This is a genomic window from Ancylobacter moscoviensis (assembly GCF_007559435.1).
In the GTDB taxonomy this organism is placed as follows: domain Bacteria; phylum Pseudomonadota; class Alphaproteobacteria; order Rhizobiales; family Xanthobacteraceae; genus Ancylobacter; species Ancylobacter moscoviensis.
Map to the genome: position 1 here is coordinate 379,508 of NZ_VMBP01000002.1, position 22,192 is coordinate 401,699.

General features: G+C 69.2%; 12 protein-coding genes. 7 read left to right on the forward strand and 5 right to left on the reverse strand.

Annotated elements, in window-relative coordinates:
- Positions 1 to 8: 8 nt before the first annotated feature.
- On the forward strand, positions 9 to 1,262 hold the full coding sequence (locus FO470_RS07975) for an efflux RND transporter periplasmic adaptor subunit (protein WP_144342410.1): 1,254 nt from the start codon (positions 9 to 11) through the stop codon (positions 1,260 to 1,262).
- A gap of 16 nt (positions 1,263 to 1,278) precedes the next feature.
- Positions 1,279 to 4,452, forward strand: coding sequence for an efflux RND transporter permease subunit (locus tag FO470_RS07980; protein WP_144342411.1), 3,174 nt, complete (start codon positions 1,279 to 1,281; stop codon positions 4,450 to 4,452).
- A gap of 574 nt (positions 4,453 to 5,026) precedes the next feature.
- On the opposite strand, the gene FO470_RS07985 is transcribed toward FO470_RS07980, so the two are convergent.
- Entirely contained in the window at positions 5,027 to 11,248 is a 6,222-nt protein-coding gene (locus tag FO470_RS07985; RefSeq protein ID WP_144342412.1) for an apolipoprotein A-IV repeat region-like domain-containing protein, read from the reverse strand.
- Positions 11,249 to 11,644: 396 nt separating this feature from the next.
- Here FO470_RS07985 and FO470_RS07990 point away from each other — a divergent pair, with 396 nt between their 5' ends.
- On the forward strand, positions 11,645 to 11,965 hold the full coding sequence (locus FO470_RS07990) for a 2Fe-2S iron-sulfur cluster-binding protein (protein ID WP_144342413.1): 321 nt from the start codon (positions 11,645 to 11,647) through the stop codon (positions 11,963 to 11,965).
- 9 nt (positions 11,966 to 11,974) lie between these two features.
- Here FO470_RS07990 and FO470_RS07995 read toward each other — a convergent pair whose 3' ends face one another.
- Genes FO470_RS07995 through FO470_RS08005 form a run of 3 tightly spaced genes read right to left on the reverse strand, consistent with a single transcriptional unit; the run spans position 11,975 to position 14,988 of the window.
- Positions 11,975 to 12,997 (reverse strand): YcjF family protein, encoded by a 1,023-nt coding sequence (locus FO470_RS07995; RefSeq protein WP_144342414.1) that lies wholly within the window; start codon positions 12,995 to 12,997, stop codon positions 11,975 to 11,977.
- Positions 12,998 to 13,003: 6 nt separating this feature from the next.
- The gene (locus FO470_RS08000; protein ID WP_144342415.1) at positions 13,004 to 14,467 is read right to left on the reverse strand and encodes a YcjX family GTP-binding protein; all 1,464 of its coding nucleotides are present in this window, start codon (positions 14,465 to 14,467) and stop codon (positions 13,004 to 13,006) included.
- A 2-nt stretch (positions 14,468 to 14,469) separates the two neighbouring features.
- The gene (locus FO470_RS08005) at positions 14,470 to 14,988 is read right to left on the reverse strand and encodes a SixA phosphatase family protein (RefSeq protein WP_144342416.1); all 519 of its coding nucleotides are present in this window, start codon (positions 14,986 to 14,988) and stop codon (positions 14,470 to 14,472) included.
- Between the two features lie 192 nt (positions 14,989 to 15,180).
- Here FO470_RS08005 and FO470_RS08010 point away from each other — a divergent pair, with 192 nt between their 5' ends.
- Together FO470_RS08010 and dksA are read left to right on the forward strand one after the other, a co-directional pair.
- On the forward strand, positions 15,181 to 16,041 hold the full coding sequence (locus tag FO470_RS08010; protein WP_144342417.1) for a MipA/OmpV family protein: 861 nt from the start codon (positions 15,181 to 15,183) through the stop codon (positions 16,039 to 16,041).
- 212 nt (positions 16,042 to 16,253) lie between these two features.
- Complete coding sequence (gene dksA / locus FO470_RS08015) at positions 16,254 to 16,670, forward strand: RNA polymerase-binding protein DksA (RefSeq protein WP_144342418.1); 417 nt, start codon at positions 16,254 to 16,256, stop codon at positions 16,668 to 16,670.
- A 125-nt stretch (positions 16,671 to 16,795) separates the two neighbouring features.
- On the opposite strand, the gene FO470_RS08020 is transcribed toward dksA, so the two are convergent.
- Positions 16,796 to 17,755, reverse strand: a complete 960-nt coding sequence (locus tag FO470_RS08020; RefSeq protein WP_144342419.1) for a flagellar biosynthetic protein FliO — start codon at positions 17,753 to 17,755, stop codon at positions 16,796 to 16,798.
- A gap of 250 nt (positions 17,756 to 18,005) precedes the next feature.
- On the opposite strand from FO470_RS08020, the gene cckA reads away from it, so the two are divergent.
- Both cckA and pgi read left to right on the forward strand, forming a co-directional pair.
- Complete coding sequence (cckA, locus tag FO470_RS08025) at positions 18,006 to 20,513, forward strand: cell cycle histidine kinase CckA (protein ID WP_144342420.1); 2,508 nt, start codon at positions 18,006 to 18,008, stop codon at positions 20,511 to 20,513.
- Positions 20,514 to 20,542: 29 nt separating this feature from the next.
- The gene (pgi, locus tag FO470_RS08030; protein ID WP_144342421.1) at positions 20,543 to 22,189 is read left to right on the forward strand and encodes a glucose-6-phosphate isomerase; all 1,647 of its coding nucleotides are present in this window, start codon (positions 20,543 to 20,545) and stop codon (positions 22,187 to 22,189) included.
- Positions 22,190 to 22,192 lie beyond the last annotated feature (3 nt).

Sequence of the window (22,192 nt, forward strand, 5' to 3'; positions counted from 1 at the left end):
ACGGATGCATGAATAACGCGTTCCCGCGTCTTTCCATTGCCGCGTTCACGCTCGCTGCACTTACCCTGGCTGGCTGCTCCGACCAGAATCAGGGCCAGCAGGCGGCTCCGCCGCCGCCGAGCGTCACGGTCGCCAAGCCGACCACGCGCATGATCACCGACCATGACGAATATGTCGGCCGCTTTGCCGCGGTCGATCTGGTCAACGTCTATGCCCGCGTTTCCGGCTATCTGGAGAAGGTGGCCTTCACCGACGGCCAGCTGGTGAAGCAGGGCGACCTGCTGTTCACGGTCGACAAGCGCCCCTTCCAGGTGGCGGTCGACCAGGCGAAGGCGAATCTTGAGCGCGCTCAGGCGGAGCTCGATTTTGCCCAGTCGGATCTGCAGCGCGCCCAGACCCTGATCGAGGACAAGACCTCGACGGCCATTTCCAAGCAGACCTTCGACCAGCGCTTGCAGGTCGAACGCACAGCGCGGGCGAGCGTCGCCGCCGCCGAGGCGGCGCTGCATTCGGCCCAGCTCGATCTCGAATTCACCGATCTGCGTTCCCCGGTGACCGGGCGCATCGGCGACCGCAAGGTGTCGGTGGGCAACCTCGTCACCGGCGGCGCGGGCGGTGCCAACACCAACACGCTGCTCGCCACCATCGTCTCGCTGGACCCGATCTATTTCGAGTTCACCTATGACGAGGCGTCCTATCTACGCTATGTGCGTCTGGCCAAGGCGATGGGCGACAAGGACGAGTCCATTCCGGTCCGTCTCGAGCTCATCGACGAGAAGGGCTTCCCGCACGAAGGCTCCCTGGACTTCGTGGACAACCGCATCAGCGAGGAGACCGGCACGATCCGCGGTCGTGCCTCGTTCGCCAATCCCGACGGCGTGTTCACGCCCGGCATGTTCGGCCGCATCGAGGTGCCGTCCTCGGCTCCCTACGAGACGCTGCTGGTTCCCGACGTCGCCATAGGCACGGAACAGACCCGCAAGTTCGTCTATGTGATGGAGCCCGGCGACCAGCCGCAGGCGCCGAAGATGAAATACGTCACGCTGGGGCGCGTCTATGACGGCCAGCGTGTCATCGCCAGCGGCCTCGGCAAGGACGATCTCGTGGTGATCAACGGGCTGATGCGCATCCGCCCTGGCTCGCAGGTGGTGGCGAAGCTCGAACAGGCTCCGCCGGCCGGCGCGGCCACGGCGCCCGCCGCAGGGGCGGCCGAGAAGGCCCCGGACGAGAAGACCGCACCCGCCAAGACCCCGGCCAACTGAGCAGGGAGCCGGCATCATGAGGTTCTCTCACTTCTTCATCGATCGCCCCATCTTTGCCTCGGTGGTTTCCATCGTGGTGATGATCCTTGGCGCGGTCGCCTATATCTCGCTGCCGGTCGCGCAGTATCCCGAGATCGCTCCGCCGGTGGTCAACGTCACCGGCCAATATCCCGGCGCCAGCGCCGAGACGGTCGCCGACACCGTGGTCGCGCCCATCGAGCAGCAGATCAACGGCGTGGAGGGGATGCTCTATATCTCCTCCAACTCGACGGCGGACGGACGTTTCTCCATCGCCGTCACCTTCGACATCGGCACCAATCTCGATATCGCCCAGGTGCAGGTGCAGAACCGCGTCGCCACGGCGACGCCGCGCCTGCCGCAGGAAGTGCAGCAGATCGGCGTGACGGTGGCGAAGTCCTCGCCCGACATCCTGATGGTGGTGAGCCTGTTCTCGCCGGATGACACGCGCGACTCGCTGTTCATCTCCAACTACGCCAACCTGCAGATCAAGGATCAGCTCCAGCGCGTCCCGGGCGTGGGCTCGATCACCGTGTTCGGCTCGCGCGACTACGCCATGCAGGTGTGGCTCGACCCGATGAAGCTGCAGGCGCTGAACCTGACAGCGACGGACGTCACCGCCGCGCTGCAGGCGCAGAACCTTCAGGTCGCCTCCGGCGTGCTGAACGCGCCGCCGGTACCGGACCAACTCGCCTTCCAGGTGGCGGTGCGTACCCTCGGCCGTCTCTCGACGCCGGAGGAGTTCGGCAACATCGTCGTGCGCGAGACCGGCAACGCTGTGGTGCGCCTGCGCGATGTCGCGCGTATCGACATCGAGGGACAGGACAACTCTTCGATCTCCTATTTCGACTCCAAGCCTTCGGTGGCGCTCGGCATCTTCCAGCTTCCGGGCTCGAACGCGCTGGCGACGGGCGAGGCGATCGAGCGCGAGATCCGCGAGATCGCCAAGGGTTTCCCTGCCGGCATCGCCTATTCCACCGCCTACAACCCCACCCAGTTCATCGCCGAGTCGGTGCGCGCGGTGGAGGACACGATCATCGAGGCGATCATCCTCGTCGTGATCGTGGTGATCCTGTTCCTCCAGACTTGGCGGGCGGCGATCATCCCCATTCTCGCCATCCCGGTCTCGCTGATCGGCACCTTCTTCATCATGAGCCTGTTCGGCTTCTCGCTGAACAACCTGTCGCTGTTTGGCCTCGTGCTGGCCATCGGCATCGTGGTGGACGACGCCATCGTCGTGGTGGAGAGCGTGGAGCACAACATCTCCACCGGCCTCAGCCCGCGTGACGCGGCCTACAAGACCATGGACGAGGTGGGTGGCGCGCTGGTGGCGATCTCGCTGGTGCTGGCCTCGGTGTTCATTCCCTCGGCCTTCATCACCGGCATCTCCGGCGAGTTCTACCGCCAGTTCGCGCTGACGATCGCCGGCTCGACGCTGATCTCGCTGCTGGTGTCGCTGACGCTGTCGCCCGCCATGTGCGCGCTGCTGCTGAGGCCGCACAAGGGCGAGGATTACAAGCCGGCGTGGTACGCCCGGCCGATCACCGGCTTCTTCCATTATTTCAACAAGGGCTTCGACGGTGTCTCGCGCGGCTATGGCTGGCTGACCGGCCGGCTGGTGCGTATCGCCGTGGTGGTTCTGCTGGTCTACATCGCTATCCTCGCCGGCGGCTTCCAGCTGTTCCGCACGACCCCGCAGGGCTTCATCCCGGCGCAGGACCGTGGCTACCTCATCGTCGCCTCGCAGCTGCCGGGCGGCGCCTCGCTGGCGCGCACCAACGCGGTGATGACCAAGGCGGCGAAGGAAGTGCTGGCGACGCCGGGTGTCGCCCATGTGGTGAACATCGTCGGCTTCTCCGGCGCGACCTTCACCAACGCGCCGAACGCTGGCGCCATGTTCGTCATTCTCGGCCCCGCTGCCGAGCGTGCCAAATTCCCGGACCAGTCGGCGGCGGCCATCCAGGGCAAGCTGTTCGGCAAGCTCGCGGGTATCGAGGAAGCGCAGATGATCGTCGTCATGCCGCCGCCCGTGAACGGCATCGGCAATGCGGGCGGTTACCGCATGATGATCGAGGATCGCGGCGGACGCGGCTATGGCGCCTTGCAGGGCGCGGTCTACGCGATGATGGGGCGCGCCAACCAGACGCCGGGTCTCAAGCAGGTCTATTCGCTGTTCGAGACCTCGACGCCGCAGCTCTTCCTCGACATCGACCGGACCAAGGCGCAGCTGCTCGGCGTCAACATGGCCGATGTCTTCGCGACGCTGCAGACCTTCATCGGCTCGTCCTACGTCAACGACTTCAACCTGTTCGGCCGTACCTACCGCGTGCAGGCGCAGGCCGACGCGCCCTATCGCCTAACGCCGGAGGACCTGTTGCGGCTGCGGGTGAAGAACGCTGCCGGCCAGACGGTGCCGCTCGGTTCCTTCACCACGGTGCGGGACATTTCCGGCCCCTACCGCGTGCCGCGCTACAACCTGTATCCGGCGGCGGAACTCGACGGCGACACCATGCCCGGCACCTCGCAGGGGCAGGCGATCCAGAAGCTGCAGCAGCTCGCCGCCGAGACGCTGCCGGACGGCTTCGCCTATGAATGGACGGCGCTGGCCTACCAGCAGGTTCGGGCGGGCAACACGGCGATCTTCGCCTTCGCGCTCGGCGTGGTGTTCGTGTTCCTGGTGCTGGCGGCGCAGTATGAAAGCCTGACGCTGCCGCTGGCGGTCATCCTCATCGTTCCGATGTGTCTGATCGCGGCGGTGTTCGGCATCCAGCTACGCGGGCAGGACAACAACATCCTCAGTCAGGTCGGCTTCATCGTGCTCATCGGCCTCGCGGCCAAGAACGCGATCCTGATCGTGGAGTTCGCCAAGCAGCTGGAGGACCGCGGCGAGGATCGCTTCACCGCCGCGACCCACGCCGCCCAGCTGCGCCTGCGGCCGATCATCATGACCTCGCTCGCCTTCATCCTCGGCGTCGTGCCGCTGGTGATCGCGCGCGGCGCCGGCGCGGAGCTGCGTCAGGCGCTCGGCACGGCGGTGTTCTCGGGGATGATCGGCGTGACGTTCTTCGGACTGCTGTTCACGCCGACCTTCTACGTGGTCTGCCGCTGGCTCGCCGGCTTCGGCGAGCGCCGCCGGGCCCGCAAGGAAGAGGCCGCCGCAGCTTCGCACTGAGGCGCGTCCGCCGTTTCGAGACTGGATCAACCCCGCCGCGTTCCGGCGGGGTTTTTCTTTGGGCGGTCCGCAGTCGGCTTGGGGGGGCGATTCCGCCGCTCCGGCCATGGCGCATCTTCACCCTCAGGTGCGATCCCGGGACGTGAACCAGAGGGGCTCCAAGGTACCCCTCTCTCCGCGCACCGGGATGAAGTGCCGCCATTACCCTCCCGGAAGAAGGAGAGGTGGCCTGCGCACGAGACCGAGGAGGGCTTCGCGGGTCCGTGGGGAGACAGGATGCAGAGCGGACGAGACCCTTCATCCAACCCCAACCCCAACTCTCTTCCCCCGCCGGAGAGAGGGAGTTCGGTCGCTTTCCCTGCGACGGTGAGCCAGCCTCCAGGTGCGGGCCGCACGAAGAGTCTTTGAGCCCGGCTTCGCGGGCATCTCGGGATGAGGCCCTGCCGTGGGGGCAAGGCGGGCGCCGCGACGACTCCCGCAGCCGAGGCCCGGCCATCTCCACCCAAAACAAAAGCCCCCGCGCGAGGCGGGGGCTTTCGGTATTCGGAGCTTGCTCCGAGGCTTGCCGCGCCGCTCAGTCGAAGCGGCCGGCGGCGTGGGCGAGGAGGGTGTAGACCTTGCCCGTATCCGAGGTCAGATAGGTCTTGGTCATCGCCTGTCCGCGATCGTCGCGGGAGACCTGTTCCAGCAGCCGCTCGAACTCGGCGATGTAGCGATCCACCGTGTCGCGGAACTCGAGGTCGCGCCGGTACTTGCGGCGGATTTCCTCGAAGGTCTGCTGACCCTGCATGGTGTACAGGCGCCGGGTGAAGACGTTGCGCTCACCCTTCTTGTAGCGCTCCCACAGGTCCACGGCCGCCTCGTGGTCGATCATGCGGGCGATGTCGACCGAGAGCGAGTCGAGCGACTCGATGGTGTGGTGCACCGGGCGCTCCGGCTGGCTCGCGCGGTTGTCGTAGCCACGCGGCTGGGCGTTGCGCAGGGGCGGGTTCGCGGGCGCGCCGGCCGGCGGGGTGTCGCCGTCGGAAGCGCGGGCCAGCAGCTCGGAGAGCCAGCCGCCCTTTTCCGCGCCGGCGCCGCCGGCGGCACCGGCCGCATTGCCAGCGGAACCGCGCTCAGGCGCGGGCGGCTGGGGACGACGCGGGGCAGAGGTGCCCCCATTGCCGTTGCCGCCATTGCCGCTGGAGCGCTGGGGCTCGTTGTAAGCCTTGGCGCTGCCGGTGGACACCGGCCGGCTCGGCTCGCTGCGGGGAGCCGCAGCGCGGGGAACCGGGGCCGGGGCGGTCGGCGCAATCGGAGCGGCCGCGACGGCGGCAGGAGCCGCCGCGATCGGGGTCGCCGTCCGCATCCGCGTGCCGGTGTCGACGTCGAGCGTGCGACCGTGGCGCGAGACGATCTCGTTGAGCTCGGCCAGGGCCTTGATCTGCTCGGCGACGGTGCGGCGCATGGCCGAGGCGTTGGCCTCCGTCTCCTCCGGCAGCTCCATGATGCCGCGCTTGAGTTCCTCGCGCGTCGTCTCCAGCAGGCGCTGGATGTCGGTGACGGAGGAACGCAGCGCCTGCGCCGCGCCGGCGAAGCCCTGATTGGCCTGCCGCATGAGGGTCTCCACCTCGCGCACGGCCTGCTCGTAGGTCTCGTGCAGCGACGCCGTGGTGCGCTCGCGCTCGCGTTCGGTCTTGGTGCGGATCTCCTCCTGCTGGCGCAGCACGGTTTCGGTCGAGTTGCTCGCCGTGTCGAGGATCGACTTGGAGATCTCCGCGACGCGCTTCTCGGCGCGGCTGAAGGTGCCCTCCAGCGTGCTGGTGTACTGCGCGAGCCGGGTGTCGAGGTCGGCGGTGCGCGTGTTCACCTGCTCGGCGAGCGCGATCAGCGCCTCGTGACGGCCACCCAGGGTGTCGTCGAGGTTCTCATGCGCGGAGCCGAGGGCGGTCGCGACGTTGGTGATGATGCCGGCCTGTTCGCCGAACGCCTGGCTGAGCTTGGCCACGTCCTGCAGAACCTCGGTCGAGACCGAGCGCAGGTCGCGGATCTGCTCGTCCATGCGGGTGGAGGCGTGCTGGCTGGCTTCTTCCACATTGGTAACGGTGGTGCGGAAGAGGTCGAGGCGCTCGGAGATCGTGCTCTCGATGGCCGAGAGGTTGGTGACCGAGCTGGCGAGCACGTCCTGCAGCTGGACGTTGACGTCGCCCAGCCGTTCCAGCAGGCCCGCCACGTCGCCCTGCAGGGCCTCGTTGGTCGCGGCGATCTCGGCCACGGCCGAGCGGCCGCTCTGCGCGATCGCGGTGATCAGGCCGCTGCCGCCGCCTTCCAGAGCCGCCGCGAACTCATCGGCGAGGCGGGCGAACTCGTTCGTCGCGACGCCGGTGGCCTGGCGGGCACTGTCGACGAGCTGGGCGCCGCGGCCGTCGAATTCCTCGGCGAGGCGGGACAGCTCGCTGGCCGCGATGCCGGTGGCCTGGCGGGCGCTGTCGAGGAGCTGGGCGCCGCGTCCGTCGAATTCCTCGGCGAGACGCGCGATCTCCTCGGCGGCGACGCCGGTGGCCTGACGGGCACTCTCGACGAGCTGGACGCCACGGCCGTCGAACTCCTCGGTGAGACGCGCGATCTCCTCGGAAGCGACGCCGGTGGCCTGGCGAGCGCTGTCGACGAGCTGGGCGCCGCGACCGTCGAATTCCTCGGCGAGGCGGGCGATCTCGCTGGCGGCGAGGCCGGTGGCCTGACGGGCGCTCTCGACGAGCTGCGCACCGCGCCCGTCGAACTCCTCGACGAGGCGGGACATCTCGCCGGCGGCGATGCCGGTGGCCTCGCGGGCGGTCTCGACGATCCGGGAGCCGCGGCCGTCGAACTCCTCGACGATGCGCGACAGCTCGGTCGCCGCCAGTTCGGTGGCCTGGCGGGCGCTGTCGACGAGCTGGGCGCCGCGGCCGTCGAACTCGGTGAGCAGCGTGTCGCCGGCGCGGGCTATCTCCTGCGTGACCTGTCCGCCGATGGCCTGCAGCGAGGACGACACCTCGCTGGTGATCTGCTGCAGCGAGGAGTTCACGTCGCCGCCGACCGCGTGCAGGGAGGTCGTGACCTCGCCGCCGATGGCCTGGAGCGAGGAGGTGACCTCGTTGCTGATGGTCTGCAGCGAGCTGACGACCTCGCCGCTCATCTGCATGAGCTGGTCGGCGCGGCCGGAGGTCGCGGTCTCGAAGGCCGAGACGATGGCTTCCGAGCGCGATTCCAGCGTGGTCAGCAGGTCCTCGCTGGCGCGCATGATGTCGGTCACCGCGCCGCTGCGGGTGGTGTCGAGCGCCTGCACGAGGCTGTCGCGATGGTCGTCGATGGCCGAGAGCAGCTCGGTGCTGGCGCGGGCGATCTCGCTCGTGATGCCGATGCTGCGGTCCTCGAGCGCCGAGAGCAGGCCGTTGCCGCGCTCGGAGACGAGGCGGGTGATCTCCTCGGTGCGGGTGTCGAACAGCGAGGTGACCTCGCTGGCGCGGTCCACCAGTGCCCGGCTGACATTGTCGACGAGCGTGGTGAGGCTGCCCTCGATCTCGCTCGCGTCGTTGCGGAGCTGGCCGGCAACGGCACCGATGCGCTGGCCGAGCAGGTCGGCCATGGCGGCGCCGCGCACCTCGACGGAGGTCGCCACGTTGTCGATGCGGCTGACGATCGTCTCCTCGAAGCGACCCACGCGGTCGTCGAGCGTGGTGGCGATCTCCTGCGCCCGGGCGGCGATGGTGCGGTCGGCCTGCTCGATGTGCTGGGAGAGCTGCTCGGTGACGGCGCCGGCGCGCTCGTCGAAGAAGCCGCTGAGCATCTCCAGCGAGTGGCTCATCGCCTCGTTGGCCTGACGCGCGCCCTCCGACAGGGTCTGCGCGAACTCGACGGTGCGCCCGCCGAGCGTCTCGTTGATCCCTTCCACGCCGCGGTCGAGGACGCCCTCGATATTGGCGATGCGCATGTCGAGCGAGGCCGCGACCTGCTCGGCCTTGGCCGAAACCTGCTCGTCGAAGCCGGACAGGTTGGTGTCGATGGCGCGGGTGACCGCCTCGACGCGGTCGGCGATGCGCTGGACCATGTCGACGCCGTGCGTCTGCAGCACGCTGTCGAACTGGCGCACGCCGTCCATGATCTGGCGTCCGAGCACGGCGCTGTCGCCGGCGATGCGGTCGGCGATCTCGCCGCCGCGCACGCTGACGAGGTCCTCGATGCCGCGCAGCTGCTGCTCGAGCTGCTCGCGGAAGCTGTCGCCGCGCGAGACGAGGTCGGTGGCGAGAAGGTCGGCGGCGGCGCGGAACTGGTCGGTCACGCGGGTGCCGTTCGCCACCAGGTTCTGCGCGGTCTCGGAGCCGACCTGCACGAGCTGCTGGGAGAGGGTGTGGCCGCGATAGTCGATGTCCTGCGCCACGCGGCTGGCCGCGTCGGCGAGGGCGTCGTGGATGCCGGTGCCGGCCTGCGACAGCTCGTGTACGACACGCTGGCCGGTCTCGCCCAGCAGGCGCTCCAGCTCGGCGCCGCGCACGGCGACGGCGTCGTAGATGCGGTTGCCGGTGTCGGCGATGCGGTCGGCTAGGTCGTCGCCGCGCACGGTGATGGTGTCGGCGACCCGGCTGCCGGTCTCTTCCAGCTTGCGCACGACGTCGCCGCCGCGCACCGAGAGGTCGAGCACCAGCGCGTCGCCAGTGCTCTTGAGGGTCTGGTTCACCTCGCTGGCGCGGATGGCGATCTCGTCGGCGAGACGGGTGCCGGTGTTGACCAGCGCGTCGGTGATCTCGTCGGAGCGTGCCGCCAGCGTGGAGCTGAGGTTGTAGGTGGTGGCGGCGAGCTTTTCGCCCATCTCCTCGGTGCGCTGGTTGACCACCTGCGAGAGCTCGGAGGCGGTGCGCAGCAGCCGGTCGCCGATCTCGTCGGTACGGTTGGCCAGCGTGTCGGTGAGGTTCTCGGTGACGCCGGTGAGCTGGCGGCTGATCTCGTCGGTGCGGACCGTGAGAGTGTCGCTCAGGTTCGAGGTGACGCCGGACAGACGCTGGCTGATCTCTTCCGTACGCGAGGTGAGCGTGTCGGTGAGGTTCTCGGTGGCGCCGGTGAGCTGGCGGCTGATTTCGTCTGTGCGGGTCGCGAGCGTGTCGGTCAGGTTCGAGGTGACGCCGGACAGGCGCTGGCTGATGTCGTCGGTCTGCGCCGACAGCGTGGAAATCAGGTGCTCGCTGGCGTCGGAAAGGTTGGTGTTCACCTCGGAGCCGGTGGCCTGGAGGCGGTTGATCAGGTCGCCGCCCTTCTCGGACAGCGCCTCGATGATGGTGTCGCCGACGCGGCCGAGCGCCAGGGTGATGTGCTCGCCACGGTCGGAAAGCGTCGTCGCCACCCGGTCGGCGGCGAACATCACGTTCTCGCTGAGGCGGTCGCTGACGCCGCTCACTTCTTGCGCGAAGGCGTAGTGCGAGGCGGCGATGGTCTCGCGGATGTGCTCGGTCTGCGTGAGGATCGCCTCGCGCTCGACCTGCAGGCGCTCCACCAGCTGATGCATGCGCCGGTTGTTGTCGTCATAGGCCTGCGCGAGCGCGGCGATCTCGCTGCGCACGAAGGCTTCGGTCTCGCTCGCGCGGGTGACCGACTGCTCGAAATCGGCAAGCTGCGCCAGCGCCTCACCGGAAAGCGGCACGGGCGCGGCGGGGGCCACCGGGGCCGGGGCGGGCGCCTGCACGACGACCGGCGCCGGAGCCGGTTCGGCGAGGCGGATGGCGACCTGCGCCATGGAGCGGGCGACGATGCGCATCTCCTGCATGCGGCGCACCATGGCGGCCAGCACGAAGAAGAAGACCGGGGGAATGACAAGCGCCGCGGCGCTGGCAAGGAAGGTCGGCGAGGCCAGCAGCGCGTTCAGGCCGCCTTCCGCGCCGCCGAACTGCGAATAGAGCAGGGCGGCGCCGGCGCCGAGCCAGGCGAGCGAGGCGAGGCCGGCCACGATGTAGGGCGCATTGGAGGGACGGCGCTGCAGCGCCGAGAGAAGCTGTCCGATGCTCTGCCGGTCGTCATTGGCGGCGCGGCGGCCCGAGGGGCCTTCGGTCGTGGAGATGTCGGCACGCGAGGCGTCGACGCGCGGCTCGCTGCGCGGCAGGGCCGCCGTCGCCGCGGCTCCAGCCGCTGCGGCGACGAGCGCCGGCTCGATGGCGGGGGCGGCGATCTCCGCCGGCTCGTCGTCGCGCGCGGCGAAGTCGTCATGCGCGGCGAAATCCCGCACGGAGAATTCCGGCGTCGCCGATGCGCGCGGCGCGTACGCGTCCACTTCGGCTTCCGGAGCCTGCGCCTCGGAGGCGCGGGCGGCGAATTCCTCCGGTGCGAATTCGCTCGCGGGGAGCTCCTCCGGCGTCGAGAAACCATCGTCGGCGGTTTCCACGGCGAAATCCTGCGTGGACAGCTCTTCCGGGGTCAGCTCGAAGGTCGGCTCGACACCCGTCCCGGAAAGCTCGGACGCCTCTTCATAGTCGGCGGTGGAGAGATCGAAGTCGTCGGCAAGCGTCGCCGTTTCCTCGGGGCTTGCGGCCGGGGCGTGGTCGTCGTCGAGAAGGTCGAGTTCGCTGAGATACAGGGAGACGTCGCTCTCGCCTTCCTCCCCGGTGCCGCCGCGGCTCTCGATGCGCGGACCTTCCGGCTCGCGGGGCGGCGGCAGTCCGTCCTCTGCGTGCGATGTGTCGTCTGGCGCGGCGTGCCCGTCGTCCGTCGTCAGGTCGAGGTTCAGTGCCTCCTCGATGGCCGACAGTGCGACCTCCGCGGGATCCTGATGAACCTTCTTCGTATTCGTCGACATAGGCGCCTGCCTCCGGTCCGTACGCTACTCCGACCGGCTTACGCCGTCGGGCCGGGGTTTCGCGGAGTTCTGACACTCCCGTCTGCCGTGAAAAGCATGGCACTTGACGAGAGGAATGCCAGTTCCCCGCACCTTTATCCTACGCTCTTGACCAATAAAAATGGAACTGGGGTTAATGGCGGTGTTGCAGTTATCGTTAACGGCCTGTTCACCATGCTCGGAAACGTTTGATTCACATAGGACATTGCAATCCCGCATCTGTCTGTCCGGGAGCGGCCGCCGGCCCGGTTGATTCCTTTCCGCCTGGGGGTGCCGGCACCGCTGGCATTCCATGGCGACGAGGGCTATCTAGAGCGGCCCTCCTTGTAATCCTTCAAGACCGTCGAAACCGCATCCATGCCCAAGATCACCTTCATCGACCCCACCGGCACCGAGCGCGCCGTGGAAGCTCCGGTCGGCTCCACCGTGATGGAAGCCGCCATCCGCAACGGCGTGCCGGGAATCGATGCCGAGTGCGGCGGCGCCTGTGCCTGTGCGACTTGTCACGTCTATGTGGACGAAGCATGGCAGGCCGCGACGGGCGAGCCGGGGCCGATGGAAGAGGACATGCTCGACTTCGCGTCCGACGTGCAGCCCAATTCGCGCCTGTCGTGCCAGATCAAGATTACCGAGGCGCTCGACGGGCTGATCGTGCGCACGCCCGAGCATCAGGGCTGAGCGGGCCGCTCAGGGCTCCTTCGCCTCGTCGCGGCCGATGAGGCCGGAGGCCACGTCCTTCAGCGCCGGCGCGGGCAGGGCGGCGAAGGGCAGTGGGCGCGTCACCTCGATGGCGGCGAGGCCCAGCCGGGCGGTGAGCAGCCCGTTCACCACGCCTTCGCCCAGCCGGGCGGAGAGGCGGGCGGCCAGCCCCTGTCCCACCACCTGCTGGATCAGCGAGTCCCCGGCCGCCATGCTGCCGGTGACGGCGAGATGCGCCAGCACCTGCCGGAACAGCCGCACCATGCCCAGCGTGCCGGGCCGCCCGCCATAGAGCAGGGCGAGCCGGCGCACGAGGCCGAGCGCGGTCAGCAGCACGAAGATCAGGTCGACCGCCGCGCGCGGCGAGACCGCGGTGACGACCGACACCCGCTTGGCGGCATCGGAGACGAGCTGCGTCGCCTCCGCGTCGAGCGGCGCCATGAGCTGGCGCTCGGTGAGCCTGATCAGGTCGGCGCCGTCGATGATCGCGTCGAGATGGCCGGCAAGCTCGGTGCGGGCGCGGAACAGGCGCGGCGATGCGTCGGCAATGGCGAGCAGTTCCTTCGTCACCGTCTCGGCGAGCCGGCGGTCGTCCTTCGCCAGTGCCGTGGCCGCCTGCTCGCGCAGATGGTTGAGCGTGCGCAGCCGCATCAAGCCGAACACCTCGCGGGTGAGGATGGCAAGGCAGGCCAGCGCCAGCGCGGCGGCGAAGGCGAGGCCGACATAGCCGAGCCAGTCGGCGCGGGTGAACAGGTCCTCGATCAGTCGGGTGACGGCCAGCCCGACGCCGAGGCTCACCAGTCCGCCGAGGCCGGTCCAGAACAGCGTGCCCCAGCGCGAGGTCTTCGGCGGGGTGGGCGGCAGCACCACGACATCCTCCACCGCCTCGGACGGCGGGGCCGGCGTCACCACGACCGCACCGCGCGGCGCGGGGCGATCCTCCCCGGCCACGACGACGCTGGGGTCGTCAAGACGGAAGGCCTGCGGGCGGCGAGGGGTACGATCGCTCATGATGTCCTATTTCAGCCGGTCGCCGAGGAGAAATTCCAGCGCGCGATCGAGACGTATATGGGGCATGGGCAAAGCGAGGCCCTCCGCGTTGCGCTCCACCACCGGGGGACGGAAGCGGAGGAAGCGGAAATCGCCGCCCGAAGCATCCGACAGGCCGTTGAAGCCGAGCGCCGGATCGAACAGCGCCGACGGGTTCTCCGGCAGGTCGCCGGGGAAGACGGCGGCCTCCGCCAGCCCGTCGAATTCGTCGGCGTCGTGCTGGCCGGCCTCCGGCACGCCGACGATGGCCGGCAGATGCGCACGCCCGCGCTTCACCATCGCCTCGCGCGTCGCCCGCACGGCGGCCAGGGCCACCACGTCGATCTCGGCCCCCGCGCCCTCCGCCCGCGCCAGCGCCCGCTCGACGAGGCGGCGCAGGATCGCCTCCAGCGGGTCGTGGCTGGTGTGGTGGAGATGGTCGGCCTTGGTGGCGGCGAACAGCACCTTGCCGATGCGGTGGCGGAACAGGGCGGAAAGCCATGAGTTCCGGCCGATGCGGAAGGCGGTGAGGATGCCGTCGAGCGCGGCTTCCAGATCGGCCAGCGCCGCCGGGCCGGCATTGAGCGCGGAGAGCACGTCGATCAGCACGATCTGCCGGTCGAGCCGGGCGAAGTGGTCGCGGAAGAAGGGACGGACGACCCGCTCCTTATACGCCTCGAAGCGCCGCTCCATCATGGCGTGCAGCGAGCCGGACGGTGCTTCCGCTCCCTCGGGCAGGTCGAGCGGCGCGAAGGTGAGCGCGGGCGAGCCTTCGAGGTCGCCCGGCATCAGGAAGCGGCCGGGCGGCAGCAGGCTCATCGACACGGTCTCGGCGCGGCAGGCGGCGAGATAATCGGTGAACAGGGCGGCGATCCGCCGGGCTTCCGGCTCGTCCGCCGTGCCCGCCGCGTTCGAGGCTTCCAGCGCCGCCAGAAACGGGCCGGCCAGCGGCCGGCGTGCCGGCGCGCGGGCGAGGGACAGGCTCTTCGCGGAGAATTCCGCATAGGTCTGGTCCAGCAGCGGCAGGTCGAGCAGCCATTCGCCGGGATAGTCGACGATGTCGAGGGTGAGGGTCCGCCGGCCTCCGCGCGCGGGGGCATAGTCGACGGCGAGGCGCAGCTCGCTGATGCGCCGGGTGGATTCCGGCCAGCGGCGGTCGTCGACCAGCGTCGCGACATGGCCTTCATAGTCGAAGCGCGGCACGCCGTCGTCCGGCTGGGGCTCCAGCCGTGCCCCCGCGATCCGTCCCTCATGCATGGCGCGGAAGACCGGCAGCCGCCCGCCGCGCATCAGCGCGTGGATCAGGGCGGTGGTGAAAACCGTCTTGCCGGCGCGCGACAGGCCGGTGATGCCGAGCCGCAGCGTTGGGCTGGCGAGTTCCTCGGCGCGGTCGAGCATCGTCTGCGCGGTCAGGCGCGCCTCGTCGATCAGCCAGTCGAAGCGGGACGCCACGGCTACTCCTTGTCCTTCTCCACCCCGAGGGCGCGCGGGGTGACGAAGCGTTCCAGCGTGCCCTTGCCGGCGCGCAGATCCGCCCAGCGCTCGACGGGAACGTCGATCACTGCGAGCGTGCCCGTGGGGTATTTCGGCAGCACCTTGGCGCGCTGGTCGCGCTTGAGAAGCTGCGCGGCGAATTCCTCCATGCCGGGATTGTGCCCCACCAGCATCAGCGGCGAGGCGTTTTCCTGCGCCCGCACGATCTGCATCAGCCGTTCGGCCGGCGCTTCGTAGATCCCGTGCTCATAGGCGGGAGGAATCGTCACCGGCCAGGCGCCGGTGGCGATCTCCCAGGTCTCAATCGTCCGCCGCGCCGGCGAGACGAGCGCCCGCGCGGGAAGCAGGCCCTGTTCGGCCATATAGGCGCCGATGGCCTTCGCGCCGCGAATGCCGCGCGGGGCGAGGGGGCGTTCGATGTCTGGCACGCCATCGGGCCAGGCGGATTTGGCGTGGCGGAGCAGGAGCAGGCGGAGCATGGCGTGCGGCGGGTCCGGTGGCTATGGTCCCGAGCATATAGGTACGATGGCCGGGGACGCGAGCCGGTGGCGTGTCGCGTGCTGGGCACGATAAGCCGTCTATGTGACTCGTTTGACGTTAAGTGACTTTTCAGCAACCACAGGCGTCTTATGGTGCTGTAAGGAAGTAGCGTAACTCACGGGATAGTGGCGATGCGAGCGATCGGCTGGGCGGGTGTTGTGGTTGTCGCGGGCGCGATGGGGCTTTCGGCCTCGTTGGCTCAGGCGGCCGATGTATATACCGACCCTTCCTATGCGAAGGCCGAGACGGCCGATCGCCAGTGGACCCTGACGCTCGGCGGCTATGTGTTGGCCCAGCCGGAATGGGCGGGTTCGGACGATTACGAGTTCGGCTTCCGGCCGCTGATCAGCATCAGCCGCGCCGACCAGCTCAGCCGCTTCACCAGCTTCAACGACAATCCCAGCATCGCGCTGTTCGATACCGGCGTGTTCGAGGCGGGCGTCGTCGGCAAGCTCAACTGGAAGCGCGACGCCAGCAGCTCCAACGCCCTGACCGGCCTCAAGGACATCGACTACGCCTTCGAGGTCGGCGGCTACGCCCAGTGGTACCCGGCCGACTGGCTGCGCCTGCGCGGCGAACTGCGCTATGGCTTCGGCGGCTTCGACGGTCTGGTGGGCGATATCGCCCTCGACGCCATCTATTTCAGCGAGCCGCTCGGGGGCATCACGCTCTCCGCCGGTCCGCGCATGACGCTGGCCAGCTCCGGCTACATCGACACCTATTACGGAATCACCGCGCCCGAATCGGCGCTGGCCACGGCGCTGGGCAACCCGCTGGCGCCCTACAAGGCCGGCGGCGGCATCTATTCTGTGGGATTCGGCGGTCAGATCACCAAGCGGTTCACCCAGAACATCACCGGTTCGATCTTCGCCGAGTACGAATATCTGCTCGACGATGCCGCCGACAGCCCGCTTGTTGTGCAGAACGGCGACCGGAACCAGTTCCAGGCGGGCGTTTCGCTCTCCTACACCTTCTTCCTCGGCTTCGACTAGTTTGCGGGCGCAGACCGGCGCTTGCGCGGCGGTCTGCGGGGCTCTCGTTCACTTCCGAACACTTCGATTTGCCTCGTTTCGGCGCGCAAGATGCTGAAAAATCCAGCATTTTGTGTCGCGCCGATGACGTCGACGGGTGTTGTACCGGGCTTTTCGTGGCGATATAAGCTGCCCGCGATAGGGGTGCCCCCGGAACACGAGGACGAAGGCCGATGTCGGTTGAGATCGACCAGGAGTACCGCCCCCGCGAGGACGAGCCTTTCATGAACGAGCGGCAGCGGGAATATTTCCGCCACAAGCTGCTCCAGTGGAAGGAGGATATCCTGCGCGAGGCGAAAGAGACGCTGCAGCACCTTCAGGACGAAAACCAGAATCACCCGGACATTGCCGACCGGGCTTCTTCCGAGACAGACCGCGCCATCGAGCTCAGGGCGCGCGACCGCCAGCGCAAGCTGATCGCCAAGATCGACGCCGCGCTCGAACGCATCGATGACGGCAGCTACGGCTATTGCGAGGAGACGGGCGAGCCGATCTCGCTGAAGCGCCTGGAAGCGCGGCCGATCGCGACGCTGTCGATCGAGGCGCAGGAACGCCACGAGCGGCGCGAGCGGGTCTATCGCGACGATTGAACCGGCGGTACGGCCGGCCCGCTCCGGCAGCCGGTTCGGCCTCATGAAATGAAAACGGCGATCCGTTCAGCGGATCGCCGTTTTTCTTTTGCCTGGCGGCGGTCTTCTGCGCCGCCCCGTGCGGGCTAGGGGCGCTGCGCGCCGCGGCCGAGCAGGTTTGCCATTTCGTTCTCGAAGGGATCGTTGTCCGCCGGTGCATCCGTCACGCGGACCTCCGGCGCGCGCACATCCGGCGTGCGAGGCTCGGGAGCGCGGATGTCCGGGGCGCGAAGCTCCGGCGCCTCGGGGGTTTCCGCCGCCCGCGGAGCCAGGATGCGGGGCTCGGGCGCGGCCGGCTCGGCCGGGGCGGGCCTGGCTTCCGCGGGGCTTCCTTCCCCGGCGATGCGCGCCGACAGGAAGGGCGGGAGCGGCCGCTCGGCCGGTGCCGGCGCTGCGCCGGACGGTACGGGGCGGCGCAGGGTTTCCTCGAGCTGCTCGACCATGCCGGCAAAGGCGGGGTCGACCTTCACCGTCACCCGCGGCCCCGGCTCGCTGGGCGGCGTCGGGGCCGCGGGCTCGAGGACCGGCTCGGCCCGCAGCGGAATGGCGGGCGGGGCGGTCGGGACGCTCTCGGGCTCGCCGGCGCGGGTCGTCACGGGTGGCAGCGGCCGGCGGGCCGGAGCTTCCGGCGCCACGTCGAGGCGGGGAGCCCGGGGCGCGGGGGCCGGCCGAACGGCCTCCGGCGCCGCCGGAATCGCCGCCGAGGGGCGGGCGGGCGGAACCGGGGCGGCGGGCCGCTCCACGGGATGAGTCTCGACCGCCGGCTGGCGCGCGGCGCCGATGCCGCTTTCCACGAGGAAATCGCCGCCGCCGCCGAGGATGACGAGATGCTGCACGTCATCGCGCTGGATCAGCACGAGCCGTCGCGTTTCGTCGATCGGCACTTGGTCCACCACGGCCAGTCTGTGGCCGGGCACCGTCCCGTGGCTTGCGTGCTGGCGTCCGCGCCGTCCGACGAGGACGACGAGCGCCGCCAGCAGCACCAGGGCGGCCAGCACGACGAGCAGCACGCCGATCATGCCGAGTCCCGACAGAGCATCCATCATGATCTACATCTCCGCGATACGCAGTCGGCACGCCGATGATACCGGCGGCCGGGATACACATTCCGTCCTTTGTGTCGCGGAAGGGGGCTCGCGGCAAGGGGCGGGGGATTCGCGGATGGGTGCCGCCGGGGCGGGACGGGCGGCGGATAAGGCGAATCGGGCCTTGCCCCCGAGGGCCGGGTCGGGCACCAAGAAGGGAGTTTGAATCGCCTTGGTGCGCCGCCGGCGGCACGGGGCTTCTGGCTTGGACATGGCGGACAGCGGACCCGACGACCCCACGCTCGACCGATCCGAGATCGGCGGAAGTATCCGGCTGGTGCTTCTGGTCGCCCTGGCGCTCGTCGGCGCCGTCGTCTCGTTGCTGCTGCTGGGCCGCGACCGGGCCGATCCCTGGATCATCGGTCTTCTCACCGTGCTCGCGGTGGTCGGCGTCTTCGCGCTTTTCGCCTATGCGACCGGCCTGCTGCGCTTCGGCGTTCCCGATTTCCGGGATGAGCTTGCCCGCCGCATCGTCGACAGCGCCACCGACGGGGTGAGCATCGTCGACGGGCTCGGCCGGGTGCTCTACGCCAATCCGCGCTATTGCGAGATCATCGGCGCCGCCTCGCCGCAGGAGGCGCGCCCGGTCGAACGGCTCTTCACCAGCGACCCCGACGCCTCCGAGGCGGTCTACCGCCTCGCGCAGGGCGTGCGGGAGGGCAAGGCGCTGACCGAGGAGGTACGGCTCGCCGTTCCCGGCCATCCCGTGCGCTGGCTCAAGCTCGCCGCCCGCCCGGCCGGCACCAATGGGCGCGGGGCGAAGGCCGCGGTGTGGACGGTGAGCGACCTGACGCGCGAGCGCGAGCGGCAGGAAACCGCCTTCCTCGAGCTCCAGCACGCCATCGACTATCTCGACCACGCCCCGGCCGGCTTCTTCTCGGCGGCGGGCGGGGCGATCCACTACATCAACGCGACGCTGGTCGACTGGCTCGGCTACGACCTTGCCGAGTTCGGCCCCGGCGGGCTCACCGTGGCGGACATCGTACCGGGGCCGGCGGCGGCGCTGCTCACCGGCATGGCGCCGCTGCCCGGCGGCGTCCGCACCGAGGTGCTCGACCTCGATCTCAAGCGCAAGAACGGCCAGACGCTGCCGGTGCGCATCTGGCATCGCGTCGCCTATGCTTCGGACGGCACGCCGGGCGCTTCCCGCACGCTGGTGGTGAACCGCTCGCGCGAGGACAACGCCGCCGATCCCGCCCGCGCGGCGGAAGTGCGCTTCGCTCGCTTCTTCCACAATTCGCCCATCGCCATCGCCGAGGTGGACCCGGAAGGGCAGATCGTGCGCGCCAACGCCATGTTCGCCCGGCTGTTCGGCGGGCGCGAGGGCGAGCGGCGACGCCTGCTCGACGTGGTGTCGGAGACGGCGCGCGCGCTGCTGGAGCCGGCCGTCACGGCGGCGGTGCGGGGGCAGGCACCTTCCAGCCCGGTGGACATCGGCCTCGACCGTGAGCGCTCGGCGCGCTTCTACTTCGCCTCCGTCGAGGATGGCGGCGCGGATCGCGAGGCGGCGATCGTCTATGTGATCGAGACCACCGAGCAGCGGGCGCTGGAGGCGCAGTTCGCCCAGTCGCAGAAGATGCAGGCGGTCGGCCAGCTCGCCGGCGGCGTGGCGCACGACTTCAACAACGTGCTCACCGCCATCATCGGCTATTCGGACCTCCTCCTGGCCAATGCGCGGCCCACCGATCCGTCCTTCCAGGACGTGATGCAGATCAAGCAGAACGCCAACCGCGCGGCGGGGCTGGTGCGCCAGCTTCTCGCCTTCTCCCGCCGCCAGACGCTGCGCCCGCAGGTGCTGAACCTCGGCGACGTGATGAGCGATCTCTCCATGCTGCTGCGCCGTCTGCTCGGCGAGACGATCAAGCTGGAGGTGAAGGAGGAGCGCGATCTCTGGCCGGTGAAGGCGGACCTCAACCAGTTCGAACAGGTCATCGTCAATCTCGCCGTCAATGCCCGCGACGCCATGCCGGAGGGCGGCACGCTCTCCATCCGCACGGCCAATGTGAGTGCGGAGCAGGCCGCCCAATATGCCGAGGCGGGCCTGCCGGCGGCGGACCATGTGCTGGTCGAGGTGGCCGATACCGGTACCGGCATTCCCCCGGCGATCCTCGACAAGATCTTCGAGCCCTTCTTCTCCACCAAGGAGGTCGGAAAGGGTACGGGCCTCGGGCTTTCCACCGTCTACGGCATCGTCAAGCAGACCGGCGGCACGCTGCAGGTCGACAGCGAGGTCGGCAAGGGCTCCGTCTTCCGTGTCTTCCTGCCGCGTCACGTGCCGGAGAGCGTGGAACTGGCGCCCAAGGCGGTCGAGCCGGAAGCGCCCGTCAAGGCCGCCGACCTCACCGGGCGCGGCACGCTGCTGCTGGTCGAGGACGAAGAGGCGGTGCGCGCCTTCGCCGCTCGCGCGCTGGTCTCGCGCGGCTATCAGGTGCTGGAAGCGGGCTCGGGCATCGAGGCGCTGGAGGTGATGGGCGAACATGCCGGCGAGGTCGATCTCATCCTCTCCGACGTGGTGATGCCGGAAATGGACGGGCCGACGCTGCTCAAGGAGTTGCGTGCCACCCATCCCGACATCAAGGTGATATTCATGTCGGGTTATGCCGAGGAAGCCTTCGCCAAGAACCTGCCCGAGGGAGCGGATTTCGGTTTCCTGCCGAAGCCCTTCACCCTGAAGCAGCTTATCGAAGCCGTGAAGAAGAGCATGGGCCGGAGCGATTAGCTCCGGCACGACGAAGTTCGGAGAAACGCATGAGCGCTGCGATCGAGGATGTCTTCAAGGCTCTGGCTGCCGACCGTACGGCGCGGGCGGACGAGAAGGTGGCGGATCTTTTCGCCCGCGATCCCCTGCGTTTCTCGGCCTTCTCGGCCGCCTTCGAGGACATGCTGCTCGATTTCTCCAAGGTCTCGCTGACCGGGGAGACGCTCGGCCTGCTCGTCGAACTCGCGCGCGCCGCCGGCGTCGAGGCCAGGCGGGCGGCGATGTTCGCCGGCGAGCACATCAACCTCACCGAGGACCGCGCGGTGCTGCATACGGCGCTGCGCGATCGCAGCGCGACGCCGTTCGTCGTCGACGGGCAGGATGTGCGCGCCGACGTCGCCTCGGTGCTGGCGGGCATGGCGACCTTCGCCGAGGGCATCCGCTCCGGCGCGCTCAAGGGCTGGACCGGCAAGCCGATCACCGACGTGGTGAACATCGGCATCGGCGGTTCCGATCTCGGCCCGGTGATGGCGACGCTGGCGCTTGCGCCCTATCACGACGGTCCGCGCGCGCATTACGTCTCCAATGTCGACGGCGCGCACCTCTACGACACGGTGAAGGATCTCGATCCGGCATCGACGCTATTCATCGTCGCCTCCAAGACCTTCACCACGCAGGAGACGATGGCGAACGCCGCCAGCGCCCGCGCGTGGATCGTGGAGGCGCTCGGCGAGGCGGCGGTGGCGAACCACTTCGTCGCCGTCTCCACCGCCCTCGACAAGGTGGATGCCTTCGGCATCGCGCCGGACCGGGTGTTCGGCTTCTGGGACTGGGTGGGCGGGCGCTATTCGGTGTGGTCGGCCATCGGCCTGCCGGTGATGATCGCGGTCGGGCCGGCGCATTTCGGCCGCTTCCTCGACGGCGGCCATGCGATGGACGAGCATTTCCGCACCGCGCCGCTGGAGAGGAACCTTCCCGTCCTGCTCGGCCTCGTCGGCATCTGGCACCGCGACGTGTGCGGCTACGCCACTCGGGCGGTCATTCCCTACGACCAGCATCTCGCCCGCCTGCCGGCCTATCTCCAGCAGCTCGACATGGAGAGCAATGGCAAGCGCGTGACCCGCGAGGGCACGCCGGTCGCCCATGACACGGGGCCGGTGGTGTGGGGCGAGCCCGGTACCAACGGGCAGCATGCCTTTTTCCAGCTCATCCACCAGGGCACCAGCCCGATCCCGGTCGAGTTCCTCATCGCGGCGAAGGGGCACGGGGAGGAGAGCGAGCCGGGGCTGAAGCGCCAGCACGCCATGCTGATCGCCAACTGCCTCGCCCAGTCGGAAGCGTTGATGCGCGGGCGCACGCTGGAGGAGGCGAAGGCCCAGCTTCTCGCCGCCGGCCGCGACGAGGCCTCGGCCGCGACGATCGCGCCGCATCGCGTCTTCCCCGGTAGCCGCCCGTCGGTGACGATCGCCTATGAGCGGCTCGATCCCTACACGCTCGGGCGCATCGTGGCGCTCTACGAGCACCGCGTCTTCGTCGAGGGGGCGATCTGGGGCATCAACAGCTTCGACCAGTGGGGCGTCGAGCTCGGCAAGGAACTCGCCAGCACGCTGCTGCCGGCGGTGGAAAGCGGCGTGGCGCCCGATACCGTCTCGACCTCGGCGGCCGGGCTCCTGCATCATCTCGTGTCGCGTTCGTGATCC

Coding starts and splice junctions, on each gene's coding strand:
- FO470_RS07975 (WP_144342410.1), top strand. CDS start 9: ATGAATAACGCGTTCCCGCGTCTTTCCATTGCCGCGTTCACGCTCGCT.
- FO470_RS07980 (WP_144342411.1), top strand. CDS start 1,279: ATGAGGTTCTCTCACTTCTTCATCGATCGCCCCATCTTTGCCTCGGTG.
- FO470_RS07985 (WP_144342412.1), bottom strand. CDS start 11,248: ATGTCGACGAATACGAAGAAGGTTCATCAGGATCCCGCGGAGGTCGCA.
- FO470_RS07990 (WP_144342413.1), top strand. CDS start 11,645: ATGCCCAAGATCACCTTCATCGACCCCACCGGCACCGAGCGCGCCGTG.
- FO470_RS07995 (WP_144342414.1), bottom strand. CDS start 12,997: ATGAGCGATCGTACCCCTCGCCGCCCGCAGGCCTTCCGTCTTGACGAC.
- FO470_RS08005 (WP_144342416.1), bottom strand. CDS start 14,988: ATGCTCCGCCTGCTCCTGCTCCGCCACGCCAAATCCGCCTGGCCCGAT.
- FO470_RS08010 (WP_144342417.1), top strand. CDS start 15,181: ATGCGAGCGATCGGCTGGGCGGGTGTTGTGGTTGTCGCGGGCGCGATG.
- dksA (WP_144342418.1), top strand. CDS start 16,254: ATGTCGGTTGAGATCGACCAGGAGTACCGCCCCCGCGAGGACGAGCCT.
- FO470_RS08020 (WP_144342419.1), bottom strand. CDS start 17,755: ATGATGGATGCTCTGTCGGGACTCGGCATGATCGGCGTGCTGCTCGTC.
- cckA (WP_144342420.1), top strand. CDS start 18,006: ATGGCGGACAGCGGACCCGACGACCCCACGCTCGACCGATCCGAGATC.
- pgi (WP_144342421.1), top strand. CDS start 20,543: ATGAGCGCTGCGATCGAGGATGTCTTCAAGGCTCTGGCTGCCGACCGT.